The organism is Streptomyces lancefieldiae (assembly GCF_031845825.1).
Classification (GTDB): domain Bacteria; phylum Actinomycetota; class Actinomycetes; order Streptomycetales; family Streptomycetaceae; genus Streptomyces; species Streptomyces lancefieldiae.
The window spans coordinates 233292-251300 of the sequence record NZ_JAVRFH010000001.1; the positions used below are offsets into that span (position 1 = coordinate 233292).

At 68.1% G+C, this 18009-nt stretch carries 22 protein-coding genes; all 22 read left to right on the forward strand.

Annotated features, from left to right (window positions below):
* The first annotated feature begins 11 nt into the window (after positions 1-11).
* The 22 genes from RM812_RS01185 (at position 12) to RM812_RS01290 (ending at position 18002) form a co-directional block, all read left to right on the forward strand.
* On the forward strand, positions 12-710 hold the full coding sequence (locus RM812_RS01185) for a methyltransferase domain-containing protein (protein ID WP_311570454.1): 699 nt from the start codon (positions 12-14) through the stop codon (positions 708-710).
* Positions 710-991 (forward strand): hypothetical protein, encoded by a 282-nt coding sequence (locus RM812_RS01190; RefSeq protein ID WP_311570455.1) that lies wholly within the window; start codon positions 710-712, stop codon positions 989-991. The genes RM812_RS01185 and RM812_RS01190 overlap by 1 nt, the downstream gene beginning before the upstream one ends.
* Positions 991-1200: a hypothetical protein gene (locus RM812_RS01195; RefSeq protein ID WP_311570456.1), complete on the forward strand. Its 210-nt coding sequence runs from the start codon at positions 991-993 to the stop codon at positions 1198-1200. Before RM812_RS01190 ends, RM812_RS01195 begins: the two co-directional genes overlap by 1 nt.
* On the forward strand, positions 1200-1610 hold the full coding sequence (locus RM812_RS01200) for a hypothetical protein (protein WP_311570457.1): 411 nt from the start codon (positions 1200-1202) through the stop codon (positions 1608-1610). Before RM812_RS01195 ends, RM812_RS01200 begins: the two co-directional genes overlap by 1 nt.
* Positions 1607-2032, forward strand: coding sequence for a hypothetical protein (locus tag RM812_RS01205; protein WP_311570458.1), 426 nt, complete (start codon positions 1607-1609; stop codon positions 2030-2032). The genes RM812_RS01200 and RM812_RS01205 overlap by 4 nt, the downstream gene beginning before the upstream one ends.
* A 352-nt stretch (positions 2033-2384) precedes the next feature.
* Complete coding sequence (locus RM812_RS01210) at positions 2385-2600, forward strand: hypothetical protein (protein ID WP_311570459.1); 216 nt, start codon at positions 2385-2387, stop codon at positions 2598-2600.
* Positions 2601-3006: 406 nt separating this feature from the next.
* The gene (locus tag RM812_RS01215; RefSeq protein ID WP_311570460.1) at positions 3007-3174 is read left to right on the forward strand and encodes a hypothetical protein; all 168 of its coding nucleotides are present in this window, start codon (positions 3007-3009) and stop codon (positions 3172-3174) included.
* 209 nt (positions 3175-3383) lie between these two features.
* Positions 3384-3827: a phage terminase small subunit gene (locus RM812_RS01220; protein WP_449657837.1), complete on the forward strand. Its 444-nt coding sequence runs from the start codon at positions 3384-3386 to the stop codon at positions 3825-3827.
* Between the two features lie 242 nt (positions 3828-4069).
* Positions 4070-5815 (forward strand): terminase, encoded by a 1746-nt coding sequence (locus RM812_RS01225; protein WP_311570462.1) that lies wholly within the window; start codon positions 4070-4072, stop codon positions 5813-5815.
* The gene (locus RM812_RS01230) at positions 5812-7278 is read left to right on the forward strand and encodes a phage portal protein (protein WP_311570463.1); all 1467 of its coding nucleotides are present in this window, start codon (positions 5812-5814) and stop codon (positions 7276-7278) included. Before RM812_RS01225 ends, RM812_RS01230 begins: the two co-directional genes overlap by 4 nt.
* A complete protein-coding gene (locus RM812_RS01235) occupies positions 7259-8032 on the forward strand; it encodes a VG15 protein (protein WP_311570464.1) in 774 nt (257 codons plus the stop codon). Before RM812_RS01230 ends, RM812_RS01235 begins: the two co-directional genes overlap by 20 nt.
* 60 nt (positions 8033-8092) lie before the next feature.
* Positions 8093-8728 carry a hypothetical protein gene (locus RM812_RS01240; RefSeq protein WP_311570465.1) on the forward strand — a complete coding sequence of 212 codons (636 nt, stop codon included), beginning with the start codon at positions 8093-8095 and terminating at the stop codon, positions 8726-8728.
* 11 nt (positions 8729-8739) lie between these two features.
* Positions 8740-9696, forward strand: coding sequence for a phage major capsid protein (locus tag RM812_RS01245; RefSeq protein ID WP_311570466.1), 957 nt, complete (start codon positions 8740-8742; stop codon positions 9694-9696).
* 53 nt (positions 9697-9749) lie between these two features.
* Positions 9750-10724 (forward strand): glycosyltransferase family 4 protein, encoded by a 975-nt coding sequence (locus RM812_RS01250; RefSeq protein ID WP_311570467.1) that lies wholly within the window; start codon positions 9750-9752, stop codon positions 10722-10724.
* Between the two features lie 10 nt (positions 10725-10734).
* Complete coding sequence (locus RM812_RS01255; RefSeq protein ID WP_311570468.1) at positions 10735-11148, forward strand: hypothetical protein; 414 nt, start codon at positions 10735-10737, stop codon at positions 11146-11148.
* Between the two features lie 38 nt (positions 11149-11186).
* The gene (locus RM812_RS01260; RefSeq protein ID WP_311570469.1) at positions 11187-11519 is read left to right on the forward strand and encodes a hypothetical protein; all 333 of its coding nucleotides are present in this window, start codon (positions 11187-11189) and stop codon (positions 11517-11519) included.
* Between the two features lie 15 nt (positions 11520-11534).
* Positions 11535-11864 carry an HK97 gp10 family phage protein gene (locus tag RM812_RS01265; RefSeq protein WP_311570470.1) on the forward strand — a complete coding sequence of 110 codons (330 nt, stop codon included), beginning with the start codon at positions 11535-11537 and terminating at the stop codon, positions 11862-11864.
* Positions 11861-12253 (forward strand): hypothetical protein, encoded by a 393-nt coding sequence (locus tag RM812_RS01270; protein WP_311570471.1) that lies wholly within the window; start codon positions 11861-11863, stop codon positions 12251-12253. The genes RM812_RS01265 and RM812_RS01270 overlap by 4 nt, the downstream gene beginning before the upstream one ends.
* A gap of 58 nt (positions 12254-12311) precedes the next feature.
* Positions 12312-12914, forward strand: a complete 603-nt coding sequence (locus tag RM812_RS01275) for a phage tail tube protein (RefSeq protein ID WP_311570472.1) — start codon at positions 12312-12314, stop codon at positions 12912-12914.
* 94 nt (positions 12915-13008) lie between these two features.
* The gene (locus tag RM812_RS01280) at positions 13009-13443 is read left to right on the forward strand and encodes a hypothetical protein (RefSeq protein ID WP_311570473.1); all 435 of its coding nucleotides are present in this window, start codon (positions 13009-13011) and stop codon (positions 13441-13443) included.
* The gene (locus RM812_RS01285; protein WP_311570474.1) at positions 13344-13847 is read left to right on the forward strand and encodes a hypothetical protein; all 504 of its coding nucleotides are present in this window, start codon (positions 13344-13346) and stop codon (positions 13845-13847) included. The genes RM812_RS01280 and RM812_RS01285 overlap by 100 nt, the downstream gene beginning before the upstream one ends.
* 21 nt (positions 13848-13868) lie before the next feature.
* Entirely contained in the window at positions 13869-18002 is a 4134-nt protein-coding gene (locus tag RM812_RS01290) for a hypothetical protein (RefSeq protein WP_311570475.1), read from the forward strand.
* Positions 18003-18009 lie beyond the last annotated feature (7 nt).

An 18009-nucleotide genomic window follows, 5' to 3' on the forward strand; every position in this document is an offset into this window, starting at 1 on the left:
GGAGACCCGACATGCCCACCAGTGATGCCGAGGGCGTCGACGTGATCGCCGCCTGGAACGATCCCGGCGCGCGTGCGGTCATCCATCCCACGCGCGGCATCTCCGAAGACGCCTACGAGGAGTCCGGACGTATCCAGGCGGAGATGCTCGCTGCGGAGATTCCCGCGGGCGCCAAGGTGATGGACTTCGGCTGCGGTGACGGCCGTGTCGCCATCCCGCTCCGTGACCTCGGCTATGAGGTGACCGGTGTCGACGCGTCCTCGCACACGCCCACGGCATCACGACCGAGATCCTCGCCGGCCTCGACCGGCCCCAGCCGCCCGAACCGAAGCCGTCCACCGGATCGCGCATCGTGCTCGCCGGCATCCTCGTCCCGCGCACCCACACACGCGACGTACCCGCCGCACTCCGCGGCCCCAACTGGAAACCGTGACCCCACAGGAGCCCGCGCCATGGCCCGCTACCGCAAGAAGCCCGTCGAGATCGAAGCCGTGCAGTGGACCGAGGACGTGTCCATGCGCGAGCTGATCGACTTCACCAACGGGCTCGTCAAGCTCAACGACGTCGACCGCGACTTCCACGTCTACGACCGACTCCACGACACCTGGGTCCAGTTCCAGTACGGAGACTGGATCATCAAGGGCGTGCAGGGCGAGTTCTACCCCTGCCGAGACGACGTCTTCGCCGCCACCTACAAGGCGGTGGACTGATGGCCGCCGTCGAACTGCACCTCGCCAACGAGATGCTCGACCACTTCGACGCCATCCGCCCCCACCTCAACGGCCGCGAGACCGGACGCCGGCCCAGCCCCACAGCAATGGGCATCACCATCCTCGACATGGAGATGGACGGCGCACCCGGCCAGGCGAAGACCATGGAAGTCGTCCTGCACCTCATCGACGGCCAGCCCAAGATCAGCGAGATCCACTACTGGGACAAGCACGGCATCTTCCTCGCGCCCGTCGTCCCCTTCCCCAAGGCGGTGGACTGATGGCCGCCGTACCCAGCTACCGGGAACTCGCCCAGCGCACCCTCGGCCAGGCCGCGGCCGACCTCAACGCCATGCCCCAGGGCCAAGTCGCCAGCGCCGAGATCACCGCACGCTCCGCCAAAGCCCAAGCCATCGCCACCGTCGCTGTCGCGCAGGCCCTCCTGGAGATCGGCGACGTCCTCCGCGAGAACCTGCGAGGTGACGCCTGATGGCCCGCCTGCAGATCCTCGAACTCCCCGAATGCAGCGGAGACGACAGGCCGCCGTTCGTCCTCGTCGTGGACCAGTTCGACCCGCCGCCCTACCCGAGCGAGCCCTGGCCGCCAATGTTCGACGGCGTCGCCGAGAAGATCGGCGCCCGCGCTGTCCTCGTCTTCACGGAGACCATCGACATCCCCGCCAACGACACCACGGCTTACCTCGCCCGACCCGCCGCGAAGCAGGAGCTGGTGCTCGACCTCGGCGACTACGACGTGCGCGCTGCCATCGCCGCCGACATGCAGAAGATGCGTGAGGCCAACGAGGGGGAGCCCGCCAAGCCACGCCGCGACTGGTGCTGCAGCCTCGCCTTCCAAACCCTCGGCAAGCAGCACATCGACGACTGCCCCCAGGCGCAATGAGCGGCGGCAGCTACAACTACCTCTGCGCCGCCACGGACCTCGAAGATCTCCTGTCCAAGCGGTACGCCCTCGACGAGATGTCCACCCGTCTCGCTGGCCTCGGCTACGCCCAAGACGCCGCACGAGAGACCGAGGAACTCCTGGTCCTTCTCCGTCAGTGGGAGATCCGCGCCGAGACCCGACTCCGCCGCCTCACCGACGTCTGGAAAGCCGTCGAATGGTGGGACTCCAATGACAGCGGCGAGGACCGAGTCCACCAAGCCCTCGCCAAGTACCGAGGCGACCACGATGACGCCGGAGCACCACCGTCAAAGTCCACGGCAGCGACGACGACCCACTCACCCGCGCCGAAGAAGTCGCCGTGCGCCTCTACGACGCCGCCATCGAAGGCAGCCCCACCGACCGACGCGCCGGCTTCGTAGGCTGGTCACACCCAGCGCACCACCGAACGCAGCCCCGAGGAGTAGGAGGCGGCCGTGGCCGGAGGCTGGCAGAACTCGGACCGGCGCAAGCGCCTCCCGCCCCAGTGGGCGAGGATCCGCGCCGAGATCCTGGCGCGCGACAGTACGTGCGTCCTATGCGGCGTGCGGCCCAGCACCCACTGCGATCACATCAAGGCCAAGACGGATGATCACCGACCTGAGGGACTCCAGGGAGTTTGTGGACCCTGCCATGATCAGAAGTCCAGCCGGGAAGGGAACGACGCCCAGCGCGCCAACCCTCGGCCCGGACGGCAACGTCCGCAAGAACCACACCCCGGACTGAGGTGACGCCGTGCCCCGCTGGCTCATCCAATTCCCCGGTAGCCAAGGCCGCGACGACTTCCGCATCGACGACGACCTCAACCTCACCTTCAGCGGCGACTGGGCCGTCTTCACAGACCAGCACGGCCCCAGCTACGCACTCCCCGCCGGACTTGGCGTCATCATCGAACGGGTAGACGTACCACTGGACCCCGTACACCAGGAGCCCGCGCCGCAGAAGGATTGATCCACTGTGGCCAGCAAAGGACGAGGCGGACGCGGCAACGCCGAAACCCTACGCCGATACTGGGGCCCCTCCGGCGCCGGCGGAGCACGCATCCGCTGGGGCACACCAGGAGACTGGACAAGGTGCAACCGCCTACTCAGCCGCTACATGGGCGGTCGCGCGCGGGGGTACTGCCAGATTCTCCACCGGAGGTACACCGGTTCCTACACCGGCAGCCGAGCCAACGCCGTTCGACGCCGGTGACCACCACACTGCACGTGACCCCGATCGGCGACCTGGTCGACCATGTCACCAGCACCGCTGATGCCGACCGCATGTGCGGACCTCAGGTCAGACCAGTCACTCGGGCCGACGGATCGGTCGGCTCGCTGCTGGTACACCGCTCCCTCGTCGGCAGGGAGCAGGCATGGCAGCGGTCGGTGTGGTCCAGGTCCACTGTCCCGAGTGCGACGTCGCAGTGCCGATCACGATGACCGTGAAGTCGCTGACTCGCGAAGGCGACAAGCTGATCGTCAATCTCGAGCCAGACCTGATCGACGCCATGGTCCACGTCTGGACGCACGGGGCCGGCTGAGTGGATCTCTGACTCAAGATCCAAGCCGAAACGGGCATAGGGGGCATAACCCCCTCCCCGTGATCCTTTCGGATCGGGGCCGTATAGCACCTGACATCGCCCCCGGGTTTCCTAGGCGGCCGGCTGAGCCCTGGAGGCAGGCCAAATCAAGATCACGACCGTGCCCCGGTGGCGCAGTCTCCGCACCGACCGAGACCCTGGAGGTCGACATGGGTGCACGTGGTCCTATCGGAAAGCGCTCCGAGGAGCGCATGGGCCATCGCTCGAAGGAAGAGAAGGACTCGATCACGAAGGCGCCGTCGGGGCCGCCGGAAGGGCTGCCGGATCTGCCGGATCCGAGCCCGGCGTGGGATCCGATCGCAACAGACTGGTACCTCAGCCTGCGGGAGTCGGGGCAGGCCGCGTTCTATCAGCCGTCGGACTGGGCGGTCGCCCGATACGCGGCGGAGCTGATGTCGCGAGTCCTGGACTGCTCGGAGCGCGGCCCGAACGGGCAGCTGGTAGCAGCCCTGAACTCGGTGATGTCGTCACTGCTGACGACGGAGGGAGACCGGCGCCGGGCCCGTATGGAGCTGGAGCGGAAGAAGCCTGACGGGCCGAAGTTGGCGTCGGTGAGCCCTCTGGACTCCTACCGTGACATTGCGGGGGGCTGACGTGGTCAAGTACGTCGTCTGTGCGGGCAGTCAGGCTGAGGCGCAGGCGTGGGCCCGGCTTCATGGCATCCCGCAGCAGCAGTGTTTGTACGCCGGCTCGCTGAGGCGGATCGAGGGCCTCCGGGACTTTGCTGTGGTCCGGCTGCGGGGCTTCTTTGACCGGCCGGACCGGGACGACATTGAGGCCTGCCTACTGCGCAACGAGCTGAAGCGGCGCCCCCCGTTGCACGACCGTCGCGGCGATGGAGGCTGACGAGCAGGTCCCCGATGTCGTCGAACCCTTCACGCTCGGTCCGACGTGGAAGCGTGGCGCGGACGGCAAGTTCGTGCTGCCCGAGTACACGCTGGGCTGGCAGTGCCTCGCCTGGACCAAGACGTACCTGCAGCACTACGTCGGGAAGGCCTGGCAGTACACGCCTGAGCAGGCCCGGCTGACCTTGTGGTGGTACGCCATGGATCCGGAGACGAACCGGTTCCTGTATCGGGACGGCGTGATCCAGAGGTTGAAGGGCCACGGTAAGGATCCGCTGAAGGCGACGTGGTCGGGCTTCGAGTTCGTCGGCCCCTGCCGGTTCAGCGAGGTCGCGGATGAGGGTAACGAGTGGGGCGTGCCAGCGGGGCAGCCGCTGGGGATGCAGCATCCAGCCGCTTGGGTGCAGATCGCCGCGGTGTCACAGGATCAGACACGGAACACGATGACGCTCTTCCCTTCGATCTTCACGAAGCGGGCGATTGAGGAGTACCGCATCGATCTCGGAAAGGAGATCATCTACGCGGACAAGGGGCGGGCCCGGATCGAGGCTGTGACGTCATCCCCTCGCGCTCTGGAGGGCGGCCGTCCGACGTTCACGTCGATGGGGGAGACGCACCACTGGCTGGAGTCGAACTCGGGCCACGATATGGCGGCCGTGATCGAGCGCAACGCCACCAAGTCGGCGGATGGGCAGTCTCGCACGTTGGCGGACACGAACGCGTTCGAGCCGGGCGAGGACTCGGTGGCCGAGCGCACTCGGGATGCCTACGAGGCGGCGGAAGCTGGGCGGGCGGTCGACACAGGGCTCTTCTACGACACGCTGGAAGCTCCGCCAGAGGCGAAGCTGACGGAGGCGTGGATCGAGCCGACCCTGCGAGCAGTGCGCGGGGATTCGACGTGGCTGGACATTGGCCGGCTGAAGGCGTCGATCCTGGACCCGCGGAACCCTCCATCCCGGTCGCGGCGGTTTTGGTACAACCAGATTGTCGCGGCCGAGGATGCGTGGATGGCCCGCTACGAGTGGGACGCCTGCAAGCGGGACGATCTGCACCTCGAGGACGGCGACGAGATCGTCTTGTTCTTCGACGGCTCCAAGTCGGATGACGCGACTGGCCTGTGCGCCTGCCGCATGTCGGACGGCTTCGTTACGGCCCTGGGCGTGTGGCAGAGGCCGGCGAACTGGCCGACGCCGAACACGCCGGGGTTCGTGCCGTATCGGGTGCCTCGGGACGAGGTGCACGGCGTGGTGGAGAACGCGTTCGCCCGGTTCCGGGTGCTGGCGTTCTTCGCTGACCCGGGCTCTGGTCAGGACGACGATGACGGCGAGATGTACTGGGACGCCTTCATCGATCTGTGGGGTCAGACGTGGGGCCGGAAGCTGGCTTTGCGGTCGGTGGTGTCGGGTTCGAAGGCGCACGCGGTGCGCTGGGACATGCGTGATCCCCGTAACCAGGAGACGTTCACGGAGGCCGTGAAGCGCACGCACGCCGACGTGCTGGAGCGGACTCTGACGCACGACGGGCACAAGACGCTCCGCACCCATGTGATCAACGCCCGTCGTCGGACGAACCGGTGGGGTGTGACGATCGGCAAGGAGCACCGTGAATCTGCCCGGAAGATCGACCTCGCGGTGTGCATGGTCGGGGCGCGGATGCTGCGCCGGATGATCCTCAACTCGCCGAAGCGTGCCAAGAAGAAGTCGCCGGGCAAGGGGAGGGTGGTGGTGCTGCGATGACCCTGTCCATTCCCGAGCTGCCGTTGGTGTATCTGTCGGATGAGGAGCAGGCGCTGATCAACCTGCTGCGTGCCGACATGCTGCGGGACCGGTGGGCGCTGCAGTTGCGGGATGCCTACTTCAACGGCGAGCAGTTGATCCGTGACCTAGGTATCTCGATTCCGCCGCAGCTCAAGGGTCTGCATACGGTGATCGGCTGGCCGCGGGTCGGTGTGGAGTCGTTGGAGGAGCGCCTGGATCTGGAGGCGTTCCGGTGGGCGGACGGCCGGGATTCGTCGGAGTTGACGGAGATCGCCGAGGCGAACGACTTGTTCGACGAGTCGAGCCTCGCCCACTTGGACGCTTTCGTGTACGGCCGGGAGTATCTGGCGGTCGGCTCCGGGGGCTGTGGGACGGACGAGTGCCCGCCGCTGATCACCGCAGAGTCGCCGCTGGACATGACGCTGATGTGGGATGCCCGCCTGCGCATGGGTACGGCCGCTCTCCGCGAGTGCGCGGCGGACAGTTTCATCGAGGCGGGGCCCGAGGAGCGGATGCTGGTCCTGTACCTGCCGGATCAGACGGTGATGTGCCTGCCGTCGGAGTCAGGCGGCTGGGAGGTCGTCGACCGGGACATGCACGGTCTCGGCGTCGTGCCGGTGGTGCGGCTGGCGAACCGGCAGCGGACTGCGGACCGAGTCGGCAAGTCGGAGATCACGCCTGACGTCATGTCGATCACGGATGCCGCCTGTCGGCGCCTGATGGGTATCGAGGTCGCGGCGGAGTTCTTTGGAGCGCCGCAGCGCTACATCCTGGGGGCGTCCGAGTCGGCGTTCCAGGACGCGGAGGGCAACGCCAAGTCCGCGTGGGAGACGTACATCGGTCGGATGCTCGCCCTGGAGAGGGACGAGGACGGAAACATCCCGGAGGTCGGCCAGTTCTCTGCGCACGATCCGTCTGGCCAGACGAAGATCATCGATTTGTACGCCAGGATCATGGCGTCGCAGATGTCGGTGGCTCCACATGTTCTCGGATACAGCAGCGACAACCCCGCCAGCGCGGACGCCATCCGTTTCGCCGACAACAGGCAGGTCAAGAAGGCCGAACGGCGCATCCGCCGGTTCAGCGCCGGATGGCAGCAGGCCATGCGGCTCGCCCTGTGGATCCGCGACGGCGAACCCCCGGACAAGACCCGGAAGATCGAAACGGTGTGGCGGAACCCCGCGACACCGACCGTCGCAGCCCAGGTGGACGCCACGGTCAAGCTGGTGCAGGCCGGGGTGCTGCCCGCCGACTCCGATGTCACGCTGGAGATGGCCGGGTTCACGGAGCCGCAGCGGCAGCGGATCGCCGCGGACCGGCGCCGTTCGAGCGCTGCTACCGCCGGCCGGTCGATTCTGGACCGTCTCGCCGCAGTGAACGGGCAGGAGCCGGATGGGCTGCCGGACGCCGTGGAGGTGACTGGTGGCGACGACGGTCTCTGACGGGGGCCGGGACGCCAACCGGTACCGGTCCGCTCAGCTGGGCTTGACCAGGCTACTGGTGCGGGACATCCGAGGCCTGCGACGGCTGATCATTCCGTCGCGGCTGCGTGCGTCGATGCCGGATTGGCTGGCGGCGATGCAGGCGGTCATCGACCAGTACTCGTTCGCTTCCGCAGCTTTGGGTGCCGAGTTCTATGACGCTCAGCGTGACGCAGCTGGGGTGCCGGGTGTGTTCACGACGCCGACCGCGGACCCGCCCCCGGAGGGGAAGACCGAGTCGAGCCTGCGGTGGGCAACAAAGGACGTGTGGGAACGCGACCCTGACGAGGCCACCGACGCCCAGGCCCAGCCTCTCGCCGTGCGCTTGGAGCAGGCAGCGAAGAAGGCTGAAGCTGTAGCCCAGAAGCTGGTCGCTGACACCGGTCGCAGCACCGTGACTGGGGCTGTACGCGAGGATGCGCAGGCCACGGCGTGGGCGCGGACGGCCGCGTTGGGCGCCTGCGCCTTCTGCAAGCTCATCGCCAGCCGGGGCGCCGTGTTCAAGCAGGACACCGCGCGGTTCGAGGCACACGACCGCTGCCACTGCGGCGCCATCCCCATCTTCCGTGGGCAGCGCTTCGAACTGTCCCCGCAGGCGGCCGAGTGGGCGCGGCTGTACCAGGAGTACGCCGCCGGCCACTCCGGCAGCCAGTTGGCTCGCTTCCGGCGGGCGCTGGCCGAGCACGACCCGAACCCGCTCCCCGGAGCGTTCTGACCCTGGTCGCCCTGGTGGCGGCCTTTCTCATTTCGACAGCCCCTGGAGGGCCGATTCGTCATGCCCGAAGAGATCGAGACGACTGAGCAACAGGACACCGGCACCGAGGAGACCGTCGAGGAGACGGGGTCCGCGGGGAGCGGCACCGAGCAGCAGGGCGACGTCCAGGAGACGGAGTCCGGCGACGAGGAGAAGCCGTTCGACCGGAAGCAGGCCGAGGCGAAGATCCGTAAGGTGAACCAGGAGGCCAAGAACCTCCGGCAGCGCCTGAAGGAGCTGGAACCGAAGGCCGAGGAACTGCAGCGCATCAAGGACGCGGAGAAGTCGGAGTCCGAGCGACTCAACGACCAGCTGGCGCGAGCCCAGGAGCAGGTGACTCGGACGCGTCAGCGTCTGGCTCGCACGCAGGTGCAGGCCTTGGCGATGACGTCGTTCGCAGACCCGGAGGATGCGGTCGGCGCGCTGGATCTCGACTCGTACATCGACTCTGACGGCGACATCGACGAGGCGGCCGTCAAGGCGGACCTCGAAGCGCTCTTGGAGCGCAAGCCGCACTGGGCGAAATCCCAGCCCCAGGAGGGTCCGCGGCGTCCCGTGCCGGATCGCACTCAGGCGTCTGGCGCCAACCGAAAGCAGGCCCCCAGCCCGGAGGACGAGTTCGCCGGGTGGCTGAGTTCGCGGCTCCCTAGCCGCTGAGAGAAGGAATCATGGTGGCTACGGCCCCGATCACTACGTCAGGTCTGCCCGAGGAACTCCTCCCGCGGACCATCACCGCGCCGATCTTCGAGAAGTCCGCGGAACAGTCCGCGGTCATGGCGCTTGCCCGCCGTGCGCCGCTGGCCCTGGACGCCACCACGTCGGTGCCGATCCCGCTGGACGTGCCGACCGCCGACTGGGTCGGTCAGGGACAGAAGAAGCCCCTGTCGACCGGCGGCATCGACGTGAAGCACATGACGGCGAAGAAGCTCGCCGTCCTCATTCCGGTCGCCATGGAGGTCGCCCGCACGAATACGGCGGGCCTGTACCAGCAGCTGCAGAACGACCTGCCGACGGCGTTCGCGCGGGCCTTCGACCATGCGGCGATCCACGGTAAGACGATGAAGGGCGCCACCGGCCCGTTCACCGAGTACCTGGCGATGACCTCCCAGAGTGTCGCGCTGGGTACAACGGCGCAGGGCCAGGGCGGCATCTGGGCGGACCTGGTCAAGGGCATGGACCTGGTCATCGACGAGGACTACGACTACACCGGTACGGTCGCTGACCACCGGCTGAAGCCGAAGCTGCTGCTGGCGACGGACACCACCGGGCGGCCGATCCTGGTCGACACGCAGACCCCGGGTACGAACATGGCCAGCGCTGGCACGCTGATCGGCGAGCCGCTCGCGTACTCGCGGTCGGTGTCTGGCAAGCAGCGCCGTCAGTCCGCGTCGGCGGACACGGGACTGCGGGCGCTCGGTGGTGACTGGAGCCAGGCGGCCTACGGAGTGGGCATGGACATCACCGTGCGGATCTCCAACGAGGCCACCTACGTCGACGAGGATGGCGGCGTCCACAGCGCCTTCCAGGAGAACTTGGTGTTGATCTTGGCGGAGGCGTACTACGGCTTCGTCATGGGCGACGCGGACGCGTTCGTCAAGTACACCGGCACTCCCTCGGGTTCCTGATGGGGGCGGTCCCGGCTTCCGCGCCGGGCGGGACCGCCAAGCTCCTGACGATCGTGGCTCGTGTCCACCTCATGCCGCCGGAGCACAATGCGGGTGCCGAGCACATGCTCGTCTCGATGCTCCGGCCGCTGGTGGAGCGCGGGCACGATGTGCAGGTGTGGCTGTCCCGCTACGGCAAGGCCCACAGGGAGTACGAGTACCGAGGCATCAAGGTGGTGCCGTTGGAGGCTCGACTGGACTTTCCGACTGCGGTGCGGCGGGCGGATGTGCTGATGGCGCATCTGGAGACGGTGCCGTCGACGGCGTCGCTGGCCCGCGGGTACGGCAAGCCGCTGGTGGTGGTGTGCCACAACACGCACCGTCCAACGTTCCGGGACGCGGCGGCCGGCGGGACTGCGCTGGCTGTGTACAACTCCCGGTGGATGGAGCGGGAGGCGGAGCTGTTCTTCGCCGAGTACCCGAAGTCTGTCCGGCCCGCTTCGTCACTGATCGTGCGCCCGCCGGTGTTCGCCGACGAGTACGCGACGAAGCCGGGCAAGGCCATCACGCTGATCAACTGCAATGCGGAGAAGGGCGGCAAGGTTCTCGAAGCCTTGGCCGAACGGATGCCGGACCAGCAGTTCCTCGCGGTGAAGGGCGCCTACGGCGAGCAGATCCTCCCAGATCTGCCGAACGTCGAGGTGCTCGAGCACGTCCGCGGAGAGGACATGCGGGAGCGGGTGTACGCCCGAACCCGGGTGCTGCTGATGCCGTCGTCCTACGAGTCGTGGGGCAGGGCCGGCTGCGAGGCCCTGGCGTCGGGCATTCCCGTCGTCGCGCACCCCACCGCAGGGCTGTGCGAGTCGCTGGGTGAGGCCGGGATCTTCGTCGACCGGAACGACATCGACGGCTACGAGGCGGTCCTACGGAAGCTCGCGGCGCCTGCTGAGTACCGGCTGGCGTCAAAGCGGGCAAAGGCCCGGTCTGCCGAGCTCGACCCGGCTGCTGATCTGGCGGCCTGGTGCAGCGTTGTGGAGTCTCTGGCCTGAGGAGGGCGTCATGGCATTCGTCGCTCCGACCGCCGAACAACTCGGCCTATACCTGGGGCTGAGTGAGATCGACGGTGCGCGAGCCGACCTGCTGATCACGTCGGCGACCGCGCTGTGTCAGACGATCGTGAAGCCCCTCCCGGAGGGTGCGGAGGCGGTCGTTCTGTCTGTGGCAGGCCGCGCCTATGTGAATCCGCAGCAGGTGTCTTACGAGACGATCGGCCCGATGTCGGTGCAGCGTCCGCAGGGCAGTGGCGGCCTGTATCTGACGAAGGCCGACAAGTCGGCCCTCAAGTCGCTGGCCGGCCGCGGCGGCGCGTTCACGGTGGATCCGACTCCGGCGTCGGCGGATCCGTCACCGACGTGGCCGATCGACGATGCCTGGTTCGCGGACGAGTTCGAACCGGGCTGGGGGTACAGCTGATGCCAGCCCCGTACCCGTTCGGAGAGACCGTGCGGATCATGCGCACGGGCCCTTCGCCGGGCCGTGACCCGAGGGGGCAACCGCTGCCAGGCCCGGACGAGTCGTTTGACGTGCCGGGCTGCGTGGTCACGCCGCGTGCGGAGACGCCGCAGGTTGGCGGCTCGCAGCAACAGGAGAGGGACACGGTCATCGTCGGCTGGACCGTGTACGCGCCCGCCGACCACCCCGGCATGCCGCTCCGCACTACGGACAAGGCCCGCATCCGTGGCGTTGCCTGCGACATCACCGGCGAACCCGGCGACTGGGGACGCAACCCCTTCACCGGCATCCGCGGCGTCGTCCAGTTCGCCGCCGACCGTGTCACCGGCTGACCGAGGGAGGTCGTCATGGCTGCCAGGTTCAAGGTGAAACGCAAGGGCATCGGGCAGATGCTCCGCATGCCCGGCATGGAAGTGGAGATGAAGCGTCGCGCCGAGGTCATCAAGAGCGTCGCAGTCTCCATCTCCCCGGTCGACCAGAACAGTCCTGACCCGGGCCACTACAAGGAGTCGTGGGAGACGGACAGCACGCGGCGGGGCGGCCGTCGCCGCGACCGGGCCACTGCGACCGTCCGTAACACCGCCTACTACGCCCGCTGGGTGGAGTACGGCACCGAGAAGGTGCCCGCCCACCACGTGCTGTTGCGGGCAGCGCAGAGCGGTGGGCGTAACCAGTGACCGTCGTCGTCGACATCGAAGGTGAGTTGATCCCGCGCGCTCAAGTCCGCTGGCCGGACGCCGTGGTGCGGGACGAGTTGGACAACAACCTGCTCGACGAGCTGCCGACGATCCAGATCACGCAGGTCCCGGCTGGTGAACTAGCCGCCAGCAGGCTGGCGCGCATGCTGGTCGACATCGACGTATACGCGGCCACCCGCCAGGCAGCGTTCGACCTGGCCCGCGAAACCGTCACATGGGTGGAGCGGGAGCTGCGCGGCTCAACGACCAGCACGCTGGTCATCGGTCGGGCTGGTGTCGTCACCCTGCCTGCCATACGCCCATACGAGAACACCGTCCTGCGCCGTGTCGGGGCGACCTTCGAGATCTTCTGTCACCCGGATTCCTGACCGGCTGTTCGGCCCGCGCCAGGCCCCTTCAGTACCCGCCCGTGCGCGGGCTTCACGCATGTCTGGAGACATCATGGTCAACATCACCCGCGCCGCGGACCTCCTCGAAGTGGGGGCCAACGGCGCCGGCTGGACAGCCCCGCTGGGTACGACGTCGCCGGGCGACCCGGCAATCCAGCCGCTGACCCCGTGGGCGCCGCTCGGCGCGATCAGCGACGACGGCCTGGTGCAGGGGTTCGAGGAGGACTCTCAGTCCTTCACTCCGTGGGGTCTGACGGCGCCGATCCGTACCGCGATCACGTCCAGCCTGCGCACGTTCTCGCTGACGGCGTGGGAGACGGGCCGGACGACGGTGCAGGCCCTGCAGTACCGGCTGGACGCCGCGGACCTGACGCCGACGGCCGGCCTCACCACCTTCGCGGAGACGGCCAGCCCGGTGCCGGACCGGCGGGCGTTCTGGTTCGTCGTCCTCGATGGTGACAATTTTCAGCGCGGTTTCTACTGCCCGGAGGCGGAGATCACCGAGCGGTCGGATGTGACGCACAAACAGGACGAAGTCGCCGGCTTCGAGTGGACGATCACCTGCTACCCGGACAGCGCCGGAAATACCGTCTACCACTTCGACCGGGTGCCTGAGACCGAGGCGTACACCGGGTCCTGAGCTGGTGGGCGGGCCGATCACCGTCGGCGCGGGCCCGGCCTGCCCACCTTCACCACCATGTAGCCCGCGCCCTACGAGATGAGGAGCCCGCGCCGTGGCCACCACGAGCAAGAACACCACCAGCAGGAAGCCGCGCACTGCGGCCCGTGCCGCATCCCGCCCCTCGACCAGCCGGCGGGCGGTCGAGCCGGACGTGGAGCCGGACACCGACGACGTCGAGGTGTCGGCCACCGAGGCACAGGAGATCGAAGCCGACGGGTACGTCACCGCCGAGCTGTGCGGGCAGGAGGTTCTGGTCGTACCGCCGTCGATGTGGCGGGCCTCCTGGCAGCGTGCTCTGAACGCCGGGCAGATCGACGTGTTCGCGGAGAAGATCCTGCACCCGGACGACTACGACTACTACCTCGAGGCCGACCCGACGATGGACGAGTGGATCGCGTTCGTCGAGGACGCGAGCGCCAAGTCAGGGGAGCCGCTGGGAAAGTCCAGGGCACGGTCGCGATCTGGCAGGCCCACCCGGAGGCGCTAGAAGCCGACCTCCAGGACCGGCACTACGACATCGCCGACGTCCTCACCGGGCGGCGGTCGTGGCGGTGGCTGCGTGTGCTCATCGAACATCTGCCGCCTGAGTCGCACACGATGACCGCCCTGCGGAACAACCTCACCCCGGAGGAGCTGGCCGCCCAAGCCGACAAGGGCGAGCCGGAGAAGGGCCGTTGGTCGCAGCTGGAGCTGCTGCTGGCTGCCGCCTATGACCGGTTGGGCGTCATCGAGTACGTGCTGCGGTGTGTGAACACCGACAAGAAGTCGAAGCTGCCGGACCCGCCGGAGCCGATGCGCCGCCCGGGTGCAGGCCCGCGGAAGAAGAAGGCGCAGCTCACCGACAAGTCCGCGAACACCCTGTTCCAGCTGCTGCAAGGGGGCGCCGCATAGGGCGCTGGGAGGAGGCTCCTGGTGCCTGCCATCTCCGTTGGCTCCGTCGAAGTCGATGTTCTGCCGAACGCCAGAGGCATCACGCGGCAGATGCAGCGCGCTGTCCTTCCTGCTGCTAACGAGGTCGGCGAGGAAGTCGGCCGCGTGATGGGCCGCTACATCTCGGCCGGGATCGCGGATGCGGTGCGGTCGGGTGTCACCACTGGTGGCAGGCAGGCCCAAGCGCCGGCTGCCCGACAGGGCCAGTCGACCGGCAGCACGTTCGCCCGGTCGTTCCGCGCGCAGCTGCAGGCGGGACTGGCTGCGCTGCCGGAGGTCCGTCTTCGGGCGGACTCCTCGGACGCGCAACGGGAGCTCGCGGACATTCGCACGCGGATGATGGCGCTGCAGGATTTGCGGATCGGTATCGACCTCGACTCGGCTACGGCGTCTGCGGCGATGACGCAGCTGCAGGCCCGTCTTGACCGGCTGTCGGCGTCGGACGCTGACGTGCAGATCCGAGTGGACGCGGCGGCGGCTTCGTCTCAGCTGGCCGCGTTCAATGCCCAGGTTTCGCGGCTGGATGGCCGTACTGCGAACGTCGACGTTGACACTCGGTCGGCGGCGGCGAACTTCAACCTGCTGACGACGGCTGCGCTCACGCTGGGCCCCGCGATTCTGCCGGTGCTTCCGGTGGTGGCCGCGGGCCTGGGTGCTGTCGCGGCTGCGGGTGTGGCGGCGGCTGCTGGTGTCGGCGGTATCGCCCTGGTGGCCGTACCGGCGTTCAAGCAGATCTCGACGGTATTGCAGGCCCAGAAGGCTGCCCAGGATGCGGCGGCGCAGTCGACGGCGAACGCTGGGCAGGCTGCGGCGCAGGCCGCCTCGAGGTCCATGCAGTTGGCGTCGGCGTCGGCCGCGGTGGCGTCGGCGGAGCGGAACGGGGCCCGGCAGGTCGCGCGTGCGCAGGAGCAGGTGTCTCAGGCTCGCCGCCAGGCGGCGCAGGTGGCCGCTCAGGCGTCTCAGAGGGCGCAGCAGGCCGCGCGGGCGGTGGAGGACGCCGAGGAGTCTTTGGCGGACGCTCAGCGGGATGCACGGCGTGCGCAGGAGGATTTGACGGCGGCCCGGAAGGAGGCGGCGCAGGAACTCCTTGACCTGCAGACGCAGCTGACGAATAGCCGGCTGTCGGAGCGGGACGCCGAGATCGCGCTGGCGGAGGCGACCGCGGAACGCGACGCGGTGCTGAAGTCGGCGGCGTCGACGGAACTGGATAAGCAGAAGGCGCTGCTGGCCTACGACCAGGCGGTGCAGCGGCTGAAGGAGCAGCGCGCCGAGACGAGGCAGCTCGAGGCGGACACGGCTTCGGCGAACAAGGCGGGCGTGGAGGGCTCGGACACGGTCCGGCAGGCGCAGGAGCAGCTGGCCGACGCGCAGGACACGGTCGCCGACCGGACGCAGGCTCTGCGGGACGCTCAGGCGGACCAGGCGCGTACCGCGCAGGAGAACGCTCAGCAGCTGGCGGACGCGCAGCAGCGGATCGCGGACGCGCAGCAGGGTGTCGCGGATGCGCAGGTGCAGGCTGCGGAACAGGTGGCGTCGGCGCAACGGTCCCTCGCACAGGCGCAGCAGTCGGGGGCGGCCACGGTCGACCAGGCGGCGCTCGCGCAGCAGAAGTACCGGGATGAGTTGGCGAAGCTGTCGCCAGCGGCGCGGGCCACGATGACGGCTTTCACCAGCCTGAAGTCGGCGTTCAGTGCTTGGTCGGAGAGTCTGCAGCCTGCGGTGATGCCGATCTTCACTCGTGCTCTGGACGGGTTGCGGAGGTTGCTCCCGGGCCTGACGCCAGTCGTCCTCGAAGCGGCGGCAGCGATTCAGTCGCTGATGGATAAGGCGTCGGCCGAGCTGAAGACGCCGTTCTGGCAGGGCTTCAAGGATGACCTGCAGGGTTCGGTGCGTCCCGCGATCGAGGGCCTGGGCGTCGCCTTCGGGAACGTGTTCAAGGGCATGGCGGGCATCATCGGTGCCTTCCTCCCGCACATGGACAGCATTTCCCAGAGGATGCAGGACGTGACCGGCCGGTTCGCGGACTGGGCCGGGAGTCTGAAGGGTTCCCCGGACTTTCAGCGGTTCCTTCAGTACTCGTCCGACATGGCTCCCCGGCTGGGGGAGGCCCTGCGGCAGGTTGCGGGCGCTGCGATTTCGATCTCGGCGGCGATGTCGCCGATCTCGGCGATGGTGCTGGATACGGTGGCGAAGGTTGCGGACGGCGTCGGCTGGCTGGCAGACAAGGCGCCGTGGCTGGTGCAGACGATCTACGGCATCGTCCTCGCGATGACCGCATGGCGCATTGCCATGATCCTGTGGCGCGGCACCATGGTGCTTGCCAGCGCGGCAATGGCGGCATTCAACCTGATCAGCATGGCCGGGCCCTGGGGGTGGATTGCCCTCGCTGTCGCTGGCGTGGTCGCTGTGATCGTCCTCTTGTACACCAAGTGCGAGTGGTTCCGGGACTCGGTCCAGGCTGTGTGGCAGGCGATCCAGTTGGGCGCGCAGGTGGTGGTCGACTGGTTCCGGGGCCCGTTTGCCCGGTTCTGGACTCAGACGCTGCCGCAGTTCTTTTCTGACGGCTGGGACTTGATCAAGAAGTGGGTGTTGTACCCGGTCCGGGACTTCTTCACGGTGCTGATTCCCGGGTGGGCGCAGTCGCTGCGGGACATGGTCGTGTCCCGGTGGAACGCGCTCAGCTCGGGCCTGTCGACTGTCTGGACCGGGATCAAGCAGTACGTGCTGTACCCGATCCGGGACTTCTTCACGAAGACGATCCCGGGCTGGGGCACGACCCTCAAGGACAGGATGGTTGGCGCGTTCGAGGCGGCCCGGGACGGCATCAGGACCGCTTGGGAGGCATTGAAGAAAATCGGGCGGGAGCCCATCCAGTACATCGTCGACATCGTCTACAACAAGGGCATCGTCGGCGTGTGGAACAAGGTAGCGACCGCGTTCGGTGCCGACAAGCTGGAGAAGTTCACGTTTGCCCGCGGTGGCGTCATGCCCGGCTACACCCCGGGCCGGGACGTGCACCGCTTCGTGTCCCCGACGGGCGGCGCGCTGGAACTCAGCGGCGGCGAGGCGATCATGCGGCCCGAGTTCACCCGCGCTGTCGGCTCCGGGTTCGTGCACTCCATGAACTCCATCGCCCGCTCGCAGGGTGCCGGCGGCGTCAAGGCGGCGCTGGCCCCGGTGTTCGGCGGGAACCCGTCGATGCCGACGGACACGACGCTCCGCTACGCGGACGGCGGCATTTTCGGTTGGATCGGCTCGGCCGCGAACAAGGTGGCAGGCGCCGGCTCTGCTGTCTGGAACGAGGTGAAGGAGGGCGCATCCTGGTTGAAGGACGGCCTCGAGGGGTCGGCCCGTGCCGGTGTCGAGCATGTCGTGGATCCGCTGCTGGCCAGCTTCCCGGGCATGGACACGATGTGGGGGAAGGCGGTCCGCCGCATCCCCACGAAGATCGTCGACACGTTGTTCGGGTACTCCAAGGAGTCGGATAAGAAGGGCGGCGGCGGTATCGGCGGCCCGAAGGTGCAGGCCGCGCTGAAGTGGGCGAAGACGCAGGACGGTCTGCCCTACCAGTGGGGCGGCGGCGGAAACCCCAGCTGGGACTGCTCCGGTTTCATGTCGGCGATCGAGTCGGTGCTGCGCGGGCAGAAGCCTCACCGCCGCTGGGCGACGATGGCCTTTCAGGGGAAGACCGCGCCTCCCGGCTGGGTCTACCACGGCAACAGCCCATTCAAGATCGGCATCACGAATGCGGGCGTCGGCCACACCGCTGGCACGCTGGGCAAGACCAACGTCGAGTCCAGGGGCGGTGACGGCGTGGTCGTCGGCTCCAGGGCCCGCGGCTACCGTGACCCGCTGTTCACCGACTGGTACGGGTTCATGCCCGGCAAGTTCGACAACGGCGGCATGCTCCAGCCGGGCTTCAACCTCGCCTACAACGGCACGGGCCGGCCCGAGCCGGTGTTGACGGGGTCCCAGTTCAACGCGCTGGCCCGTGGCGACGCTGACAGCCCCATCACGGTGGAGATCAACACGCTGGACCGGGCGCTCGCCGAGTTCATCGACGTCCGCGTCCACCGCAACAACCAGGAACTGATCTCCGTCATCAACGCGAGCTGAGGAGGTA

Bases quoted from the DNA above. Each gene is read 5' to 3' on its own strand.
- RM812_RS01185 (WP_311570454.1), top strand. From the start codon at position 12: ATGCCCACCAGTGATGCCGAGGGCGTCGACGTGATCGCCGCCTGGAAC.
- RM812_RS01190 (WP_311570455.1), top strand. From the start codon at position 710: ATGGCCGCCGTCGAACTGCACCTCGCCAACGAGATGCTCGACCACTTC.
- RM812_RS01195 (WP_311570456.1), top strand. From the start codon at position 991: ATGGCCGCCGTACCCAGCTACCGGGAACTCGCCCAGCGCACCCTCGGC.
- RM812_RS01200 (WP_311570457.1), top strand. From the start codon at position 1,200: ATGGCCCGCCTGCAGATCCTCGAACTCCCCGAATGCAGCGGAGACGAC.
- RM812_RS01205 (WP_311570458.1), top strand. From the start codon at position 1,607: ATGAGCGGCGGCAGCTACAACTACCTCTGCGCCGCCACGGACCTCGAA.
- RM812_RS01215 (WP_311570460.1), top strand. From the start codon at position 3,007: ATGGCAGCGGTCGGTGTGGTCCAGGTCCACTGTCCCGAGTGCGACGTC.
- RM812_RS01220 (WP_449657837.1), top strand. From the start codon at position 3,384: ATGGGTGCACGTGGTCCTATCGGAAAGCGCTCCGAGGAGCGCATGGGC.
- RM812_RS01225 (WP_311570462.1), top strand. From the start codon at position 4,070: ATGGAGGCTGACGAGCAGGTCCCCGATGTCGTCGAACCCTTCACGCTC.
- RM812_RS01230 (WP_311570463.1), top strand. From the start codon at position 5,812: ATGACCCTGTCCATTCCCGAGCTGCCGTTGGTGTATCTGTCGGATGAG.
- RM812_RS01240 (WP_311570465.1), top strand. From the start codon at position 8,093: ATGCCCGAAGAGATCGAGACGACTGAGCAACAGGACACCGGCACCGAG.
- RM812_RS01245 (WP_311570466.1), top strand. From the start codon at position 8,740: ATGGTGGCTACGGCCCCGATCACTACGTCAGGTCTGCCCGAGGAACTC.
- RM812_RS01255 (WP_311570468.1), top strand. From the start codon at position 10,735: ATGGCATTCGTCGCTCCGACCGCCGAACAACTCGGCCTATACCTGGGG.
- RM812_RS01260 (WP_311570469.1), top strand. From the start codon at position 11,187: ATGCGCACGGGCCCTTCGCCGGGCCGTGACCCGAGGGGGCAACCGCTG.
- RM812_RS01265 (WP_311570470.1), top strand. From the start codon at position 11,535: ATGGCTGCCAGGTTCAAGGTGAAACGCAAGGGCATCGGGCAGATGCTC.
- RM812_RS01275 (WP_311570472.1), top strand. From the start codon at position 12,312: ATGTCTGGAGACATCATGGTCAACATCACCCGCGCCGCGGACCTCCTC.